Here is a 16,720-nt window from a genome sequence, read left to right as displayed (position 1 = left end):
TGAACGGTGCTTTATATCACACCGCGCGGCAGTTTGGAACTGGCATGGATATAGCGCCTTGCATTGCCCTTTTGCTTCTGGTAACAATATCCGGCCGCACCTTTCCGGTGGCGGCTCTTTTTTGGCCCGCAGCGGAAAAACACGCGCCGCCGCTCTGGCGTAAGTATCCGCTTCATGAGGATTTCATGCTCGACCTGTCCCGTCTCAATCCCGAACAACTCGCCGCCGTGAAGCATACGGAAGGGGCCCTGCTGGTGCTTGCCGGCGCCGGGTCCGGCAAGACCGGGGTGATCACCTATCGCATCGCGCACCTGGTCCTGAACAAGCTGGTGCCGCCGGACCGCATCCTCGCCGTGACCTTCACCAACAAGGCGGCGAAGGAGATGAAGGAGCGGGTGGAGCACCTGGTGGGGCGCAAGGAATCCAAGGGGATCGTGCTTTCCACCTTCCACTCCCTGGGCGTCCGGGTCTTGAAGAGGGACATCGAGCGGCTCGGGTACAAGAAGAACTTCTCCATCTACTCCACGGCCGACCAGGTGGGGCTGGTGCGCCAGATCGTGCGCGAGGTGAACACCGACAGCAAGAAATACGACGCGGAGAGCATCATCTGGCGCATCTCCGGCGCCAAGAACAAGCTGATCCCTCCCGACCGCTATGCGCCGAACCCGGTCGACGACGTGGACATGATGGCCGCGCTGGTCTACCCGCGCTACCAGTCCGCGCTGAAGGCGTTCAACGCCATCGACTTCGACGACATCATCATGCTGACGGCGGAACTTTTGCAGCACCACCCGCCGGTTCTCAAACACTGGCAGGAGCGCTTCAGCTACATCATGGTGGACGAGTACCAGGACACCAACTCCTCCCAGTACCTCCTGGTGAACCTCCTGGCCGCCGGCTGCAACAACCTCTGCGTGGTGGGGGACGACGACCAGTCCATCTACGGCTGGCGCGGCGCCGACGTCGGCAACATCCTCGACTTCGAGAAGGATTTCAAGGGGTGCCGCACCATAAAGCTGGAGCAGAACTACCGCTCCACCGGGAACATCCTCGAAGCCGCCAACAGCGTGATCGGCAACAACAAGGTGAGAAAGGCCAAGCGCCTCTGGACCGCCTCGGGGCAGGGGGCGCTCATCGACCTCTGCATCGTGCAGGACGACGAGGAGGAGGCGACCAGCGTGGTGGAGCGGATCCAGCTGGAGCGCTTCAAGAAGGACATCCCCTACAGCGACTTCGCCATCTTGTACCGCACCAACGCCCAGAGCCGCGCCTTCGAGGAGCAGCTCCGCTTCGAGGACATCCCCTACGTGCTGGTGGGGGGGACCCAGTTCTTCGAAAGGAAGGAGGTCAAGGACTCCCTCTCCTACCTGAAGGTGATCGCGAATCCTCTGGACGAGGTGGCGCTTTTGCGCATCGTCAACTTCCCCAGGCGCGGCATCGGCGACAGCACCGTGATCCGCATCAACCAGTGGTCGCTGGAAAAGGAGATCCCGCTTTTCGAGGCGTTCAGCCGGGTGGGGGAGATCGAGGGGATCTCGGATGCGATCAGGGACAAGGTGCTCGGCTTTCACCAGACGCTGCTCGAAGCCGCCGACTCCTTCCGGGTGGAAGGGGGGCTGGCCGAGAAGGGGAAGACCCTCTTCGAGAAACTGAAGATCGAAGAGGAGATCTTCCGCACCATCGACGACCAAAAGGCCGCGCGCCGCAAGGTGGAGAACGTGGAGCAGATAATCAACTCCATGGCCGCCTACGAGGAGCGGGTGCCGCAGGCGACCCTGGGCGGTTTCATCGAGAAGGTGTCGCTCATGGACGAAGACCGCTTCTCGGGCAAGGACAAGAAGGACCACGGCAAGGACGCGGTGACGCTCATGTCGCTGCACTCCAGCAAAGGGCTTGAGTTCCCCTTCGTGTTCCTGGTGGGGATGGAGGACGAGATCCTGCCCCACAGAAGGGCGATCTACGAGGACGACAGCATCGACGAGGAGCGCCGCCTGTGCTACGTCGGCATCACGCGCGCGCGGCAGCAGCTGGTGATGACGCGCACGCTTTTCCGGAAGAAGTACGGCAAGCTCGAGGAGCGGGTCCCCTCGCGCTTTCTGGAGGAGATCCCGGCCACGGTGCTGAACGTGCAGCAAAGCGGGGTGGCCAAGGAAGTGGCGCCGGAGGAGGCGGAGAAGAGCGCAGAGGATTTCTTCGCCAAGATGAGGGCCATGATGGGGTAGGGGGCGGGAGCCCGCCCCCGTCGGAGAGGGCTAGGGGTGGGGCTTGCCAAGGGTCTTCTGGCCCGGCTTCCACCCCAGGGGGCAGAGCGAGCCGGTCTGCAGCGCCTCGAGGACGCGCAGGGTCTCCTCCACGCTCCTGCCCACGTCGAGGTTGTGCACCACCTGGTACTGGAGCACGCCGTCCGGGTCGATGATGAACAGGGCGCGCAGGGCGACGCCTTCCTTATCGTCCAGGCAGCCGTACTTCTGCGCGACCTCCTTCTTGATGTCGGAAAGCAGGGGGTACTGCAGGTTGCCCAGGTCGCCGCGCTGCACCCAGGCCAGGTGGGAGTACTTGCTGTCGGTCGAGGCGCCGAGGACCACGGTGTTCAGTTTCTCGAACTCGGGGAGCGCCTGGTTGAACCCCTTGATCTCGGTGGGGCAGACGAAGGTGAAGTCCATGGGGTAGAAGAAGAGGAGCACCCACTTGCCGCGGTAGTCGTCGAGGGAGATCTGCTTGAACTCCTTGCCGGCGGTGGTGCCGACCCACGCGTCCAGCCTGAAGTTGGGAGCCGGGTCGCCGACCTTGGCGACCTGCTGCAGGTCATCTACGGCGGCTGCGGGCAGCGCGCTGGTGAAAAGTGAGAGTGTCAGTGCCGCCAAGAGTGTGATGGTTGAGAGTTTCATTCGGACCGCTCCTGTGAATATTTTAATGCCGTAAGCTGCATTGCAAGACTGGTTCTGGTACAATCACTGACTGTACATGATACCGTAGCTACAGCGCTCCAACCAGTAAAAACTTCCCAGGCAGCCCGTTGTATGGTATTCAAGACCGCTGCAACCCGTAATAGATGTATCCAAACCACTATAAAGGAGCAACATAATGACTGAAGAAAAAAATCCCGTAGTCGTCATGGAGACCTCGATGGGCACCGTTAAGATCGAGCTCTTCAAGGACAAGGCTCCCATCTCCGTGCGCAACTTCCTTTCCTACGTGAAAGACGCCTACTACGACGGCACCATCTTCCACCGCGTGATCAAGAGCTTCATGGTCCAGGGAGGCGGGCTGGACGAGAACATGCAGCCTAAGAAGACCAAGTTCGCCATCAAGAACGAGGCCACCAACGGCCTGAAGAACGTGCGCGGCACCCTGGCCATGGCCCGTACCTCCGTAGTCGACAGCGCCACCTCCCAGTTCTTCATCAACGTCGTGGACAACGCGTTCCTCGACCACGCCGGCAAGACCCCGGATCGTTTCGGCTATGCAGTTTTCGGGCAGGTGATCGAGGGGATGGATGTGGTCGACGCCATTCGCGAAGTGAAAACCGGCAACAAGGCAGGCCACCAGGACGTGCCGGTGGAGCCGGTCTTCATCAACTCCCTCAAGCTGGCCGAGTAGGGAAGGAACGGGCTCCCCCACGGGGGAAGACGAAGAGGTGAGCGGCTGGCGGAAATCCGTCAGCCGCTCATTGCGTTTGCAGGGTCAATCTCGCGGTGATTCCGGGGATGACGACGCCGTTGCCGTCGCGTGCGGAAAAGCTCTCCAGCGTGAAGGCGTCGGCCGTGGGGGGCGCGCCCGCGGCGACCTGGCAGGTGAGGGTCGCCAGGGGGCCGACGGTGAGCCCGCCGGGATGGGCCACGTTCACCAGCAGCAGCGGGCCCGATCCCGCTCCGGCGGGCTGCAGGAAGCTGGCGCCGGCGTAACTGCCGCTGACGGCAGGGGCCAGCACCCCGTCAGGGAGCAGACTGCTGCCGTCAGCGGTCGGGAGCGAGGCTCCGGCGGGGAGGCGCAGGGTGAATTGCGCGGCATAAAAGACCGAATCAGCGGCAGGTCCCAGCGTGCCGACGGTGAGGCGCGCCGTACCGGCCGCGGGCTCCGGTGTCAGCACGTTGCCGTCGTCCCCGGAGGCGCCGTTCGAGCCGGAGCCACCGCCGCAAGCCCCAAGGAGCAGACACAGCATCGCCAGCCAAAGCACTCTCATCTGATCCTCCTCCGGAAGCATCGATTCTGCCAAAGGTGACGCATGAATAGGGCAATCAGCGCCAGCCAGGCTCAACGGAAAAGATTGTATCGGGAGTTTTATTGGAATCAACTAATTATAAGCGACGTTGTCTGGTATCGGGGTGCGGGGCCGTGGAACTGATTGATATTGGTCGCATTCAATTATTGACAAAGGTAATCGCCAACTATACAATCTGCAAGCTTTACAGCTACCTGCTACACACTTCGTTAGGGGGTTTTACCTTATGGAAATGAAGGACTTTATCTTTACGTCCGAGTCTGTTTCGGAAGGGCATCCGGACAAGGTTGCCGACCAGGTATCCGACGCGATCCTCGATGCGATCCTGGCCCAGGATCCCAAGTCTCGCGTGGCCTGTGAAACGCTGGTGACCACCGGTATGGCGGTCATCGCCGGTGAAATCACCACCAACGCTATAATCGACTACCCCAAGATCGTCCGCGAGACCATCCGCGAGATAGGCTACAACGATTCCGCCATGGGCTTCGACTGGGAGACCTGCGCGGTGCTCACCTCCATCGACAAGCAGTCCCCCGACATCGCCCAGGGCGTCACCGAAGGCGAGGGGATGTTCAAGGAGCAGGGCGCCGGCGACCAGGGGCTCATGTTCGGCTTCGCCTGCAACGAGACCCCTGAGCTGATGCCGATGTCGATCCTCATGGCGCACAAGCTGGTTTCCAGGCTTGCCGACGTCAGGAAGACCGGCGTGCTCGACTTCCTCCGTCCGGACTCCAAGTCCCAGGTTTCCATCCAGTACATCGATGACAAGCCGGTTCACGTCGACACCGTGGTCATCTCCTCGCAGCACTCCCCCGAGGTCTCCTACGAGATGATCAAGGAAGGGATCATCGAGGAGGTCGTCAAGAAGATCATCCCGGCCAACCTGATGGACGCCAACACCAAGTTCCTGATCAACCCGACCGGCCGTTTCGTCATCGGCGGTCCGATGGGCGACTGCGGTCTCACCGGCCGCAAGATCATCGTGGACAGCTACGGCGGGCACGGCGCCCACGGCGGCGGCGCGTTCTCGGGCAAAGACCCCTCCAAGGTGGACCGTTCCGCAGCCTACATGGGGCGCTACGTCGCCAAGAACCTGGTGGCTTCCGGCGTCTGCGAGCGTTGCGAAGTGCAGGTGGCCTACGCCATCGGCGTCGCCGAGCCGGTTTCCGTCATGGTTGACTGCAACGGCACCGGGAAGATCCCGAGCAAGCGCATCTCCGAGATCGTGCGCGAGGTGTTCGACCTCCGTCCGCGTGCCATCATCGAGCAGCTCGACCTGCTGCGTCCGATCTACAAGAAGACCGCAGCCTACGGCCACTTCGGCCGCGAGCTCCCCGAGTTCACCTGGGAGCGCACCGACAAGGCCGCCCTCATCAGGGAGAAGGCGGGACTCTAAAACCGGTTCAATAAAACAGGTTCTAAGTTCTACGTTCTACGTTTAAAAAGCAAAAGGCCTTCCGGATTCCGGAGGGCCTTTTGCGTAGGCTGCCGTTAGTATTTCAACGTAGAACGTAGAAGGTAGAACCTAGAACTTAGAACGTAGAACATAGAACGTAGGACGGTTTCTAGCTCTTCCTGCTGAACCGATACCCCACGCCGCGCACGGTCTGGAAGAACACGGGACGCGAGGGCTCGGGCTCGAAATACTTCCTGAGCCGCACGATGAAGTTGTCCAGGGTCCTGGTCTCGGCGTCGGTGGCATATCCCCAGACGTTTTCCAGGATCTCGCCGCGCGGTATGGCTTCCCCTTCACGATGGAAGAACAGCGACAGCATGCGCACTTCGAGGTCGGTGAGATCGATCTCCCCCTGCCTGGTCCTGGCCCGGTAGGAAAGCAGGAACACCTCGTTGTCCCCGAAGCGGTACCCTTCCTCCACCGGCTCCGGCCGATACCAGGCGCTGCGCCGCAGCATCCCGGAAACCCTTAGCAGGAACTCCTTCAGGTTGAATGGTTTGACCAGGTAATCGTCGGCGCCGGCGGCGAGGCCCGAGATCCGGTCGCTCTCGGCGGAGCGCGCGGTGAGCATCAGCACCGGCACCCTCGAATCGAGCCCCCGGATCTGCTGGCAAACATCGAAACCGCCGATGCCAGGGAGCATAACGTCCAGGATGATCAGGTCGAACTTCTCCATGGTGACCTTCTCGAGCGCCTCCTCGCCGCTCTCCACGTGGCTCACCAGGTAACCTTCCTGTTCCAGGTTGAAGGTGATGCCGCGCGCGAGGTGCATCTCGTCCTCGACAAGCAGTATGTGCGGTTTTTCGCCGGACATGCCTAACCTCTTTGCTGCCTGCCATGAAGCGGCAGGGTGATGTGGAAGGTGCACCCTTTGCCGAGCCCCGGGCTCTCGACCGAGATCCTGCCACCGTGGGCGTTCACCACGGATCTCACGATATAGAGCCCCAGGCCGGTCCCCCTGATGTTCTCACCGGGGGTGCGCACCCGGTAGAACATGTCGAAGATCTTCTCCAGTTCGTTCTTCTTGAGCCCCTTGCCGTTGTCCTGGAACTCGATCAGGCACTGCCTGCCGCTTACGCTGCGCTTGAGCGAAACCCTGATCTCCGGGGAAACCGGCGAGTAGAGCAGCGCATTCTCGAAGAGGTTCCTGAGCGCCATCTCCATTCCTTCGACGTCGATGGTGGCGTTGATGTTGGGTTCCACTTCCAGGGTGAGCTTTCCTCCCTCGGGGAGGTCGCTGCTCTTGCCCTGCAGGTAGTTGGTGACGAACTCGGAGAAGTCGATCTTCTTCGCCTTGTCGCTCAGTTGGCGGAATTCGATCCTGGTCGCCATGAGCAGGTTGCTGGTCAGCACGTTGAGTCGTTCGGTATCGGCGAGCATGGTGTCGATGAAACCGTCCAGCTTTTCCTTGGGGAGGTCCCTCATCTTCACCGTCTCCAGGTGCAACTGGATGGAGGCGAGCGGCGACTTGAGTTCGTGGGTCAACTGGGAGATGTAGCTGCGCTGCTGGAGGTAGAGCTTGGCCTGGCGGCGCCAGTAGAGAAAGATGATATAGACCCCGGCCAAGATGGCGATCGCCATCAGGAGCCCCTCGACCAGGACGATCCACTCCATCCCCTGGGTCAGCAGTTCCGGTTTGTAGCGCAAGGCCAGGTTGCGGAACTCTTTGCTCCTGCCGATGAACCAGTAGATCCAGGAGATGACCATCACCACCCAGATCAGCTGGATCCCTATCAGTGCAATCAACGGGTTGGACAGTTTCCGGTTCATTTTCATGCCCCACTGGTAGCATCGCTGCCGGCTTTTTGCAAGGGGTATCTGTGGGGGGAGAGGCTCCTTTGTTTTACAGTACTATTACAAAAGAATTTGAGGTTCTCTGTTAATGTGTTTACGGTGCAGTCAGACAGTCAGGAGGAAGCATATGTTCAAACCGTTGCGCATTGGCAAACACGAGGCACGTTACCCGCTGATCCAGGGCGGCATGGGGGTCAGGATCTCCGCAGGATCTCTGGCAGGGCACGTCGCCAAGTGCGGCGGGGTCGGGCTGGTGGCATCCCCCGGCATAACCTTGAATAGCGAGTTTTTCAACGGCAAGAACTACCTGAAAAGCAACTGTCTGGCCCTGAAAGAAGAGATCCGCAAAGCCTACGAGATAGCCCCGGACGGCATCATCGGTGTCAACGTCATGGTCGCCCTTTCCGACTTCGAGGAACTTGTGGCGGCTTCCGTCGAGGCGGGAGCCAAGGTCTTGGTCTGCGGCGCCGGGCTGCCCATGACCCTGCCCGGACTGACCGCACACGCGCCTGATGTGGCGCTGGTTCCCATCGTCTCTTCCGTACGTGCCGCCCAGTTGATCGCCAAGAAGTGGGACAAGGCCTACAACCGCCTCCCGGATGCCGTCGTCGTCGAGGACCCGGACACCGCCGGCGGACACCTGGGCGAGAAGATGGAGAACATCGGAACCGGCGAATACGACCAGTACGAGACCGTGCGCGGCGTTAAGGCGTTCTTCCTCAGCGAGTACGGCCTGGACATCCCGATCATCGCGGCCGGCGGCATCTGGGACCGCGCCGACCTGCTCCACGCCTTGGCCGAAGGGGCCGATGGGGTGCAGATGGCCAGCCGTTTCGTCACCACCGTCGAGTGCGATGCCGAGGATGCCTTCAAGCAGGCCTACCTCGACTGCAAGAAAGAGGACATCGGCCTGATCATGAGCCCCGCCGGTCTGCCCGGCCGCGCCATCCTCACCAACCAGGAAGGGATCATGGCCTACGACCGCGACCACGCCTCGGCCTGCTCGTATGGCTGTCTCAAGAAGTGCTCCTTCAAGGAGAGCGGCGAGCGTTTCTGCATCGTCAAGTCGCTGGACCGCGCCCAGCGCGGCGAGGTCGACTCGGGCCTCATCTTCTGCGGCACCAACGCCTGGAAAGCAACCCGCATGGAGACGGTCCAGGAGATCTTCGACGAGCTCTTCGCCGAGGTAGCCGCCGTCGCCGAGGACCAAGCCGCCTGACGGAACCTACACCGAAATGTCGACAATCCCCCTGTAGCTTCACGCTGCAGGGGGATTTTTCGTTTAACACCAACCGAACCATGGCCCGAGGGGGAGCCCTGAGGACGTCTGAGAAGGGCAAAAAACGAATCTGGATCGCCGACAGGTCGGAGCGTCCCCTCTCCCCCTGGGAGAGGGTGCCCGAAGGGGGGGGGCGATGGCGCCTCCTGCGCCCTTGCCTTGCGGCGCCCCTCACCCCCGACCCCTCTCCCGGCGGGCGAGGGGGGCAAACCCCATCGGCGGAGTCGTCCGGCCAATGAGCGGTAAATAATATGGTTTTCGCCTTGCCAGCAGCAGTGCGTCGTGGTATATCAAGAAAATTTGATTTAAGATAATCGCCAAGGTTGATATACCCTATGCTGGAACTTTTCAAAGCACTGGCCGATCCGTGCCGGCTACGCCTGGTGGCCCTGCTGCTCAAGTCGGAACTCACCGTCCAGGAACTGACCCAGATCATGGGGATGGGGCAGTCGCGCATCTCCCGGCACCTGAAGATTTTGGCGGAGGCGGGTGTGCTATCGGTGAAGCGCCAGGGGACTTGGAGCTACTACCGCGCAGGGGAACAGAACCCATTTTTCAGCGCCATAAGACCCGAGTTCGAGCGCGCGCTGGAACAGCTTCCCGAACGCCGCAACGATCTTGCCGCCGTGGCGCAGGCGCTGGAGGCACGCCGCAAGCGGAGCCTCGAATTCTTCGACCGGCACGCCGCCCAGTGGGACGAACTGTCGCGTACCCTGCTGCCGGTGCCGGAGTACCAGGAGGGGCTGCTCGCGCTGGTTCCCGAGGTCCCCGTGCTGCTGGAGATCGGTGTTGGCACCGGGACCCTGATGGCTGAACTGGCCCGCAAGGCAAAGCAGGTGATCGGTGTGGATCATTCCCCTGCCATGCTGGTGGAGGCGCGGCGGCGCCTGGTCCAGGACGGTGTCCCGGGAGCCGAACTCCGGCTCGGCGAGATGACCCATCTTCCCATCGCAAATGGGGGCGTGGGGTGCGTGATAGCCAACATGGTGCTGCATCATGCCCCCGACCCGCAGGCGGTGCTGGCGGAGATGGCGCGGGTGCTCCAGCCGCAGGGAATCGTGGTGTTGGCCGATCTGGCGCGCCATGAGCGCGAGTGGGCCCGGGAGCAGTTGGCCGACCAGTGGCTGGGCTTCGAGGAGGAGGAGCTCAAGGCATGGCTGGCAGGGGCCGGGCTTTCCGAGATCGCCGTGCAGCGTGTCGCCGCCGCAAACGGTGCCGAGGACGTGCTGCTGGTGAGGGCGGTGAAAAAGTAGCCCCTCTCCCCTGGGGGAGGGTGCCCGATAGGGCGGGTGATGGCATTATTGCAACGGATGGCGCAGATTGCAGCTCCCTCACCCCTGCCCCTCTCCCGGAGGGCGAGGGTAGTCTCTAAGTACAAAACGAAGCGCAGAAGCTAATCCATCGAAAGGAGAAGTAACGTGACCAAGGACTACATCGTAAAGGATATGTCGCTGGCCGATTGGGGCCGCAAGGAGATGATCATCGCAGAAACCGAGATGCCGGGGCTCATGGCGATCCGCGAGGAGTACGCCGCCGCCCAGCCGCTCAAGGGGGCGCGCATCGCCGGCTCGCTGCACATGACCATCCAGACCGCCATGCTCATCGAGACGCTGACCGCGCTGGGCGCCGAGGTGCGCTGGGCCTCCTGCAACATTTTCTCCACCCAGGACCACGCCGCCGCGGCCATCGCCGCCGCAGGCATCCCGGTCTTCGCGCACAAGGGTGAGACGCTGGCCGAATACTGGGACTACACCCACAAGATCTTCGAATGGCACGACGGCGGCTCCCCGAACATGATCCTCGACGACGGCGGCGACGCCACCCTGCTGCTGCACCTGGGGAGCGACGCTGAGAAGGATCCTTCCGTGATCGCCAACCCGACCTGCGAGGAGGAGCAGTTCCTCTTCGCGGCCATCAAGAAGCGGCTTGCCGAGCAGCCTGGCTGGTACTCCAAGACCGCGGCCTGCATCAAGGGTGTCACCGAGGAGACCACCACCGGTGTGCACCGCCTGTACCAGATGTACGAGAAGGGCACCCTGAAGTTCCCGGCCATCAACGTGAACGACTCGGTCACCAAGTCCAAGTTCGACAACATCTACGGCTGCCGCGAGTCCCTCATGGACGGCATCAAGCGCGCCACCGACGTCATGGTGGCCGGCAAGGTGGCGGTCATCTGCGGTTACGGCGACGTGGGCAAGGGTTGCGCCCAGGCGATGCGCGGGCTGCAGGCCCAGGTCTGGGTCACCGAGGTCGACCCGATCTGCGCGCTGCAGGCGGCCATGGAAGGGTACAAGGTGGTCACCATGGAGTGGGCGGCCGACAAGGCCGACATCTTTGTCACCACCACCGGCAACATCGACGTCATCACCCACGACCACATGAAGGCGATGAAGCACAACGCCATCGTCTGCAACATCGGGCATTTCGACAACGAGATCGAGGTGGCCAAGCTCAAGCAGTACAAGTGGGAAAACATCAAGCCGCAGGTCGACCACGTCATCTTCCCGGACGGCAAGCGCATCATCCTCCTCGCCGAAGGGCGCCTGGTGAACCTGGGCTGCGCCACCGGCCACCCCTCCTACGTCATGTCCTCCTCCTTCGCCAACCAGACCCTGGCGCAGATGGAGATCTTCTGCAACCCGGGCAAATATCCCGTCGGCGTCTACATCCTTCCGAAGGAGCTGGACGAGAAGGTGGCGCGCCTGCAGCTGAAGACCCTCGGCGCCATGCTCACCGAGCTGACCGACGCCCAGGCCGCCTACATCGGCGTCAAGAAGGAAGGACCGTACAAGTCGGAGCATTACAGGTATTAAAAGGCAACGGACGTTCAACGTTCTACGTGGCGGCATTGCCGGCATCAACCGCAGCGGGGGCGAATGAGGTGACGGCCTTGTAGGGGCAAATAATTATTTGCCCAGCCGTCGGTGCCCCGACCTCTGCCGATGGTGAAAGAGGCGCAGGTGCGGTAAGGGGGGCGAATGATTATTCGCCCCTACGGTTGGTGCGAGGGGAAATATCATCACAACAAAAAGAAAGGGCGCCTGCTTTTAGCGGCGCCCTTTCTTATCCTTCCTGCTCTTTCTCTTCTTCCTTCTTCTTACCCCGGTCCCCGGAGCATGCGGGAGACATTCAAGTCTCGATCCCCATGCGGGGCAGGATGAAGCGCTGCAACACGATCCACCCCACAACGATCCCACCTAAAATCAACATCTCTTGCATATTTCACCTCCCGAATCCTACCATCCGCTTTATCGCATATTCGGGAAGGAAAATATACCAAATTAATTATTATTATCACCCGTTCAGCTTTGGTTCTGCTTCAGGCACAGCACCTTATGCCGACTTCAGCCTCGCTCAAAAGGTCCACCTCCCTCAACAGCGCCAAGTCCACTTCACTCCCGGCCGGGATGAAGGTGGCGTCACAGGGGAGGGCGGCCAGGGCATCGCACCTGGTCATGGTGCTCAGGATGGCGGTGTGTTGCTCGCCGGCGCAATAGGCGACGTGCCTGCCATGCCGTTTCTTGACCGTCACCCTGATGAAGTGCAGCTTGCCGGGTTTTTTGTGGGCGTCCTCGGCGAGTATCCCCTTCACGAAGGGGGGAAGCACCCTTTTGTGTCCCATCATCTTCAGAAGGGCGGGCTTCACCAACAGCTCGAAGGTCACCATGGTCGATACCGGGTTGCCGGGGAGCGAGAAGATCGGCTTTCCCTGCCATACCGAGAAGGCGGTGGGGCCGCCCGGCTTCATCCCTATCTTCCAGAACTGCTCCTCGGCGCCGAGGCTTGCGGCAACCTCCCGGACCAGGTCGCGGTCACCGGCGGAGACGCCTGCCGAGGTGATCAGGGCATCGCAGCAAAGCCCCTCCTGCATCTTGTCGCTGTGGCTTTCCAGGTTGTCACGCGCGATTCCGAGCAGCACCGGTTCCGCCCCCGCCTCGCGCACAGCGGCGGCGAGCGACAGGGCGTTGGAGTTGATCACCTTGCCGGACCTCGGGCTTTCGCCCAGCTCGATGAGCTCGTCTCCGGTGGAGAGGATGGCTACCCGTGCCTTGCGGTACACCGGCACCAGCGCCTGCCCCATGGCCGCCAGCATGCCGATCTCGGCGGGACGGACCTGGCTGCCGGCCGGGAGGACCTGGGTGCCGGAGGCGACGTCGCTTCCCTTGATCCGGACGTGCTGTTTGGGGAGCACCTTCTGGTTGATGACAACCTGGTCCCCAGCCTGCTCTGTTTCCTCGATCGGGACCACGGCGTTGCAACCGGGGGGGATGGGGGCGCCGGTCATGATCCGCACCGCGCAACCGACGGTCACGGCGGGGCATTCCTCGCCGCCGGCCGGGAGGAAGCCGGTAATCATGAGTCGGGTGGGGACCGAGGTGCAGTCGGCGGCGTGTACGGCATAGCCGTCCATGGCCGAATTGTCGTACTGCGGCAGGTCCCACGGGGCGATGATGTCCCTGCTCACCACGCGCCCCAGGGCGTCGGACAGCGGTACGTTTTCTTCTCCCAGCGGGGCGACGTGGGCCAGTATGATGCCTCGCGCTTCTTCAAAGCTTGGCATGATGCACCTCAGTGCTCTATGCGGCGTCGTCGACGGCGTCGCTTGTTTTTTTAGCGGCAGCGTTGCCGCTTTGAAGCGTATCCCTTACCCCAGTCCCCATTCCGCCTGAGGACCGGAGTCCGCGGCGGACGAAGGCCCTGACGGCGAGGAGGGAAGCGGGACTGTCAGGCGGCGTCCACCAGGGTGACCGGGGCCGGAGCGTAGGAGATTTCCTGCATCTCCATTTCCAGCAGGTCGATGGAGAGCTTGCGGTTTCGGAGCGGCTCACCCTTGCCGAGGAGAATCTTGCAGACCTCAGCTACCTCGAGGCTTGCCACGACGGCCGGGGTGAATGCGGGGTTGCCGAGTTGCTGTTCGATTCCCTTGCCGGCGACCCAGTGGCGGTAGATCTGCTGCACGGTGGTCTCGCCGGGGAATTGGGAGGCGACGTGGCCGTACCAGCCGCCGATGGCGCCGTGCACCATGGGGATGCCGGCCAGGTTGCAGAATTCGGCCAGCTGCAGCCGATACGAGATGCTGTCCAGGGCATCAACCGCCACGTGCGTTCCCGCCAGCAGTTCGAAACCGTTGGCCAGGCAGAAGGCGTCCTGGATGGCGGTGACTGTGACGGCGGGATTGACCTGTGCCAGCCGCTCGGCCGCTGCCGCCACCTTGGGCTGTCCCAGGTTGGCGGGGGAGGAGAGGATCTGCCGGTTCAGGTTGTGTTCCTCGAATATGTCCGGGTCGATGGCTACGATCTGTCCCACCCCCAGGCGCGCCAGCTCTTCCAGGATGTAGCCGCCCAGGCCGCCGCAGCCGATCACCGCAACGCGGCTTTGGAACAGGCGCAGCTGCTCTTCGATCTGGATCATGTTCTTGTTGCGCTGGTAGCGGGCCGGGAAGATCCCGTTTTGCAGGGCGAGCAGTTCGACCGCGGCGTGGCTCAGGCTGAAGCGCTTTGCGGTTGCGTCCTGGGCACTCCAGGGGAGCAGGCCGTCATTGGTCTGCTCTTTCAGAAAAGTGATGACCTTGCGCATATCAGCCTCCTCCGACCAAGGGAAAGAGCGAGAGGGTATCGCCGTGGCTCAACGTGCTGTCCAGTTCACCGTGCCGGCCGTTCAGCATCACGATGCCGATCTCTTCCTCGGTGAGTCCCAGCCCCAGCACTACTTGGCGCACGTCGGTCCCCTCGGGTAATTCCTGCTCGGCGACCTTGAACCTGCCGTTTCTGAACGTGGCGAAAAGCTTGAGTGTTATCTTCATGCGGCACCTGCTTGTTGGCTCAAACGGAAAAACCCGGCGTGACTTCCGTCACGCCGGGTAATGGTGGTTCCTAGAAGTTCCAGAACTCGTCGATTTCCGCATCGGTGAAGTCCCACACCGCGTTGTGCGGTGCGACCGGCTCGGTCTTGAAGAAGTCCGGCAGGCGGTCGTGGACGCTGGTGAGGCCGGCTTTCTGGTTGAAGTCACGCTCCAGTTTCAGGATGTGCTTGCCCAGGTTGGTGACGTCGTCGCCGGTGAGGGCGATGCCGAAGCGGGCGTTGATCATGTCGATCAGGGCCGGCAGGCACTCCGGGATGTCCAGCGCCGGGAAGGCGACGAAGATGCACATACCGGTCGAGTCGACCGCTGCGGTAGCGATCTGCAGGTTACGGGAGAGCTCGACCTGGCCGTCCTTCTTGAGCGGATCGACGTAGCCGCCGACGTTCAGGATGTTGGTGGCGATGGTGTAGCCGGAGGTGTGGTCGGCGCCCATGGTGGAGGTGGCGTAGGTGATGCCGATCCCCTTGACGGAGCGCGGATCGTAGGCCGGGATGCCCTGGTTCTTGACCACCGGTACGCGGGTTACGCCGTAGGTGCGGCCGACAGAACCGGCGCCGCCGCCCAGGACGCGGCCCAGCGCGGTCCCCTTGGCGATTTCCTCGGTCAGCAGGCGGAGCATCTCCTTGGAGTCGCCCCAGTTAAGGATGCCGGCCTCCATGGCCACGCCGAACATGACCGCGGTCTCGATGGAGTCGATCCCGATGTCGTCCATCAGGTTGTCGGCGCGGGCGATGTCGTCCAGGTTGTCGATGCAGCAGTCGGCGCCCAGGCCCCAGATGGTCTCGTACTCGAAACCGGAGGTGACGTACTTGCCGTCCTTGTCGTTGTAGACCTGCGAGCACTGGATGATGCAGCCGGCGTGGCAGCCGTGCTTGACCTTCCCGCCGCGCGCCGCGATGGTGTCGTGCATGGTCTCGCCGGAGATCTTGTCGTGGCCTTCGAACTGGCCGACGGTGAAGTTCTTGGTCGGCAGGCCGCCGGCCTCGTTGAGGATGTTGACCAGGACGTTGGTGCCGTAGGTCGGCAGGCCCTCGCCGGAAACCGGGTGGTCGAGGAGCGCCTTGGCGAACACCTTGGCTGCGCCCTTGAATTTCTCGGGATCGGCGATCTTCACGCCCGGGGCGCCTTCGCCGTCGATGGAGATGAACTTGATCTGCTTGGAGCCCATGACTGCGCCCAGGCCGCCACGGCCGTGGCTGCGGATCTTGCTGTCCGGGTCCTTGACGGAGATGTTGGCGGCGGTCATCTTCAGTTCGCCGGCCGGGCCGATGGTGAGAACGCCGGTTTTCTTGCCCAGGCGCGCCTCGACCGCGTCGATGACGGCGAAGTTACCAAGACCGAGCAGTTCCTTCTCCTCGCTGATGGTGACGCCGTTTACGCCCACGGCCAGGTTGTACCATGCGCCGGTTTTCGGAGCGCCTTCGATGATCAGGGCCTTGATGCCGAGTTTGGCCAGCATCTGGGCCGCGGTGCCGCCTGCGTTGCTCTCCTTGATGCCGCCGGTGAGCGGGCTCTTGGCGCCTGCGGAGAGGCGGCCGGAGTTGGCAGCCGGGGTGCCGGTCAGAAGACCCGGTGCGAAGACCAGCTTGTTATCGGCGGAAAGCGCGTGGCAGGTCGGCGGCACTTCGGCGGCCACGATGGTGGAGGTGAGACCACGGCCACCCAGGCCTGCCCATGCTGCCGGGACTTCTTCGATCTTGGTGGTGAGGTCGGTCATGTTGACGCGAAAAATCTTATCCATGCTTTTCAAGCTCCCTGTTTTTATTTAGTTCTACCGGCGGTACCCGACGGCCGGGACTCCTTTCCAAGAGGGAGGCTCCGCCGTTTCCAGCGAAACCCGTTGGCCTGGAGCCATGAGGGACGTGCCCTTTTAGGCTGCGACGGCTCGGAGATTTTTTGATGCGTGACTGACCCGACACCGCTTACGCATCTCTTGCATGTGTTCGGGCCTGCGCGCCGGTTGGGCCCGCAGGCGGTTTGAAGCGGGGCGAATGAGTATTCGCCCCTACAGGTGTTCAGGTATCTGCCGCCGGACCGCCAGCAGGCGATCTTTTGGCTCCCCCTGGAGGGGTGGGTGCCATCAGTGATGCCGGTGGCGCCTTCCCC

At 62.3% G+C, this 16,720-nt stretch carries 14 protein-coding genes and 1 riboswitch; of the genes, 6 read left to right on the top strand and 8 right to left on the bottom strand.

Annotated elements, in window-relative coordinates; all coding sequences use genetic code 11:
* Window positions 1-185 precede the first annotated feature (185 nt).
* Window positions 186-2,222 (top strand): ATP-dependent helicase, encoded by a 2,037-nt coding sequence (locus tag KP003_RS12910; protein ID WP_216788685.1) that lies wholly within the window; start codon window positions 186-188, stop codon window positions 2,220-2,222.
* A 30-nt stretch (window positions 2,223-2,252) separates the two neighbouring features.
* Here the strand turns inward: KP003_RS12910 and KP003_RS12905 are convergent, their stop codons facing one another.
* Entirely contained in the window at window positions 2,253-2,888 is a 636-nt protein-coding gene (locus tag KP003_RS12905; RefSeq protein ID WP_216499406.1) for a peroxiredoxin, read from the bottom strand.
* A 196-nt stretch (window positions 2,889-3,084) separates the two neighbouring features.
* On the opposite strand from KP003_RS12905, the gene KP003_RS12900 reads away from it, so the two are divergent.
* Entirely contained in the window at window positions 3,085-3,600 is a 516-nt protein-coding gene (locus tag KP003_RS12900) for a peptidylprolyl isomerase (protein ID WP_216499405.1), read from the top strand.
* A 67-nt stretch (window positions 3,601-3,667) separates the two neighbouring features.
* Here KP003_RS12900 and KP003_RS12895 read toward each other — a convergent pair whose 3' ends face one another.
* Window positions 3,668-4,183, bottom strand: a complete 516-nt coding sequence (locus KP003_RS12895) for a hypothetical protein (protein ID WP_216788683.1) — start codon at window positions 4,181-4,183, stop codon at window positions 3,668-3,670.
* Between the two features lie 265 nt (window positions 4,184-4,448).
* Between KP003_RS12895 and metK the strand changes: the two genes are divergently transcribed.
* Window positions 4,449-5,618, top strand: a complete 1,170-nt coding sequence (gene metK / locus KP003_RS12890; protein ID WP_216499403.1) for a methionine adenosyltransferase — start codon at window positions 4,449-4,451, stop codon at window positions 5,616-5,618.
* Between the two features lie 169 nt (window positions 5,619-5,787).
* Here the strand turns inward: metK and KP003_RS12885 are convergent, their stop codons facing one another.
* Both KP003_RS12885 and KP003_RS12880 read right to left on the bottom strand, forming a co-directional pair.
* Window positions 5,788-6,492 carry a response regulator transcription factor gene (locus tag KP003_RS12885; protein ID WP_216499402.1) on the bottom strand — a complete coding sequence of 235 codons (705 nt, stop codon included), beginning with the start codon at window positions 6,490-6,492 and terminating at the stop codon, window positions 5,788-5,790.
* A gap of 2 nt (window positions 6,493-6,494) precedes the next feature.
* Window positions 6,495-7,454, bottom strand: a complete 960-nt coding sequence (locus tag KP003_RS12880; RefSeq protein WP_216788680.1) for a sensor histidine kinase — start codon at window positions 7,452-7,454, stop codon at window positions 6,495-6,497.
* 145 nt (window positions 7,455-7,599) lie between these two features.
* On the opposite strand from KP003_RS12880, the gene KP003_RS12875 reads away from it, so the two are divergent.
* The 3 genes from KP003_RS12875 to ahcY all read left to right on the top strand — a co-directional run bounded on the left by KP003_RS12875 (window position 7,600) and on the right by ahcY (window position 11,564).
* On the top strand, window positions 7,600-8,691 hold the full coding sequence (locus tag KP003_RS12875; protein WP_216499400.1) for an NAD(P)H-dependent flavin oxidoreductase: 1,092 nt from the start codon (window positions 7,600-7,602) through the stop codon (window positions 8,689-8,691).
* A gap of 395 nt (window positions 8,692-9,086) precedes the next feature.
* Window positions 9,087-10,004 carry an ArsR/SmtB family transcription factor gene (locus KP003_RS12870; RefSeq protein WP_216788678.1) on the top strand — a complete coding sequence of 306 codons (918 nt, stop codon included), beginning with the start codon at window positions 9,087-9,089 and terminating at the stop codon, window positions 10,002-10,004.
* Window positions 10,005-10,196: 192 nt separating this feature from the next.
* Window positions 10,197-11,564 carry an adenosylhomocysteinase gene (gene ahcY, locus KP003_RS12865; protein WP_236026957.1) on the top strand — a complete coding sequence of 456 codons (1,368 nt, stop codon included), beginning with the start codon at window positions 10,197-10,199 and terminating at the stop codon, window positions 11,562-11,564.
* Between the two features lie 506 nt (window positions 11,565-12,070).
* Here the strand turns inward: ahcY and KP003_RS12860 are convergent.
* The 4 genes from KP003_RS12860 to KP003_RS12845 all read right to left on the bottom strand — a co-directional run bounded on the left by KP003_RS12860 (window position 12,071) and on the right by KP003_RS12845 (window position 16,355).
* Window positions 12,071-13,312 carry a molybdopterin molybdotransferase MoeA gene (locus tag KP003_RS12860; protein ID WP_216788676.1) on the bottom strand — a complete coding sequence of 414 codons (1,242 nt, stop codon included), beginning with the start codon at window positions 13,310-13,312 and terminating at the stop codon, window positions 12,071-12,073.
* A gap of 164 nt (window positions 13,313-13,476) precedes the next feature.
* Window positions 13,477-14,328, bottom strand: coding sequence for a HesA/MoeB/ThiF family protein (locus tag KP003_RS12855; RefSeq protein ID WP_216788675.1), 852 nt, complete (start codon window positions 14,326-14,328; stop codon window positions 13,477-13,479).
* Window position 14,329: 1 nt separating this feature from the next.
* Window positions 14,330-14,554, bottom strand: a complete 225-nt coding sequence (locus KP003_RS12850; protein WP_216499395.1) for a MoaD/ThiS family protein — start codon at window positions 14,552-14,554, stop codon at window positions 14,330-14,332.
* A gap of 70 nt (window positions 14,555-14,624) precedes the next feature.
* Complete coding sequence (locus KP003_RS12845) at window positions 14,625-16,355, bottom strand: aldehyde ferredoxin oxidoreductase family protein (protein WP_216499394.1); 1,731 nt, start codon at window positions 16,353-16,355, stop codon at window positions 14,625-14,627.
* A gap of 40 nt (window positions 16,356-16,395) precedes the next feature.
* A riboswitch (molybdenum cofactor riboswitch) is annotated at window positions 16,396-16,517 on the bottom strand.
* Window positions 16,518-16,720 lie beyond the last annotated feature (203 nt).

Origin of the sequence: Geomonas diazotrophica, from assembly GCF_019063885.1 — a bacterium.
In the GTDB taxonomy this organism is placed as follows: Bacteria; Desulfobacterota; Desulfuromonadia; order Geobacterales; family Geobacteraceae; genus Geomonas; species Geomonas diazotrophica.
This window is presented reverse-complemented; position numbering and strand designations above follow the sequence as displayed.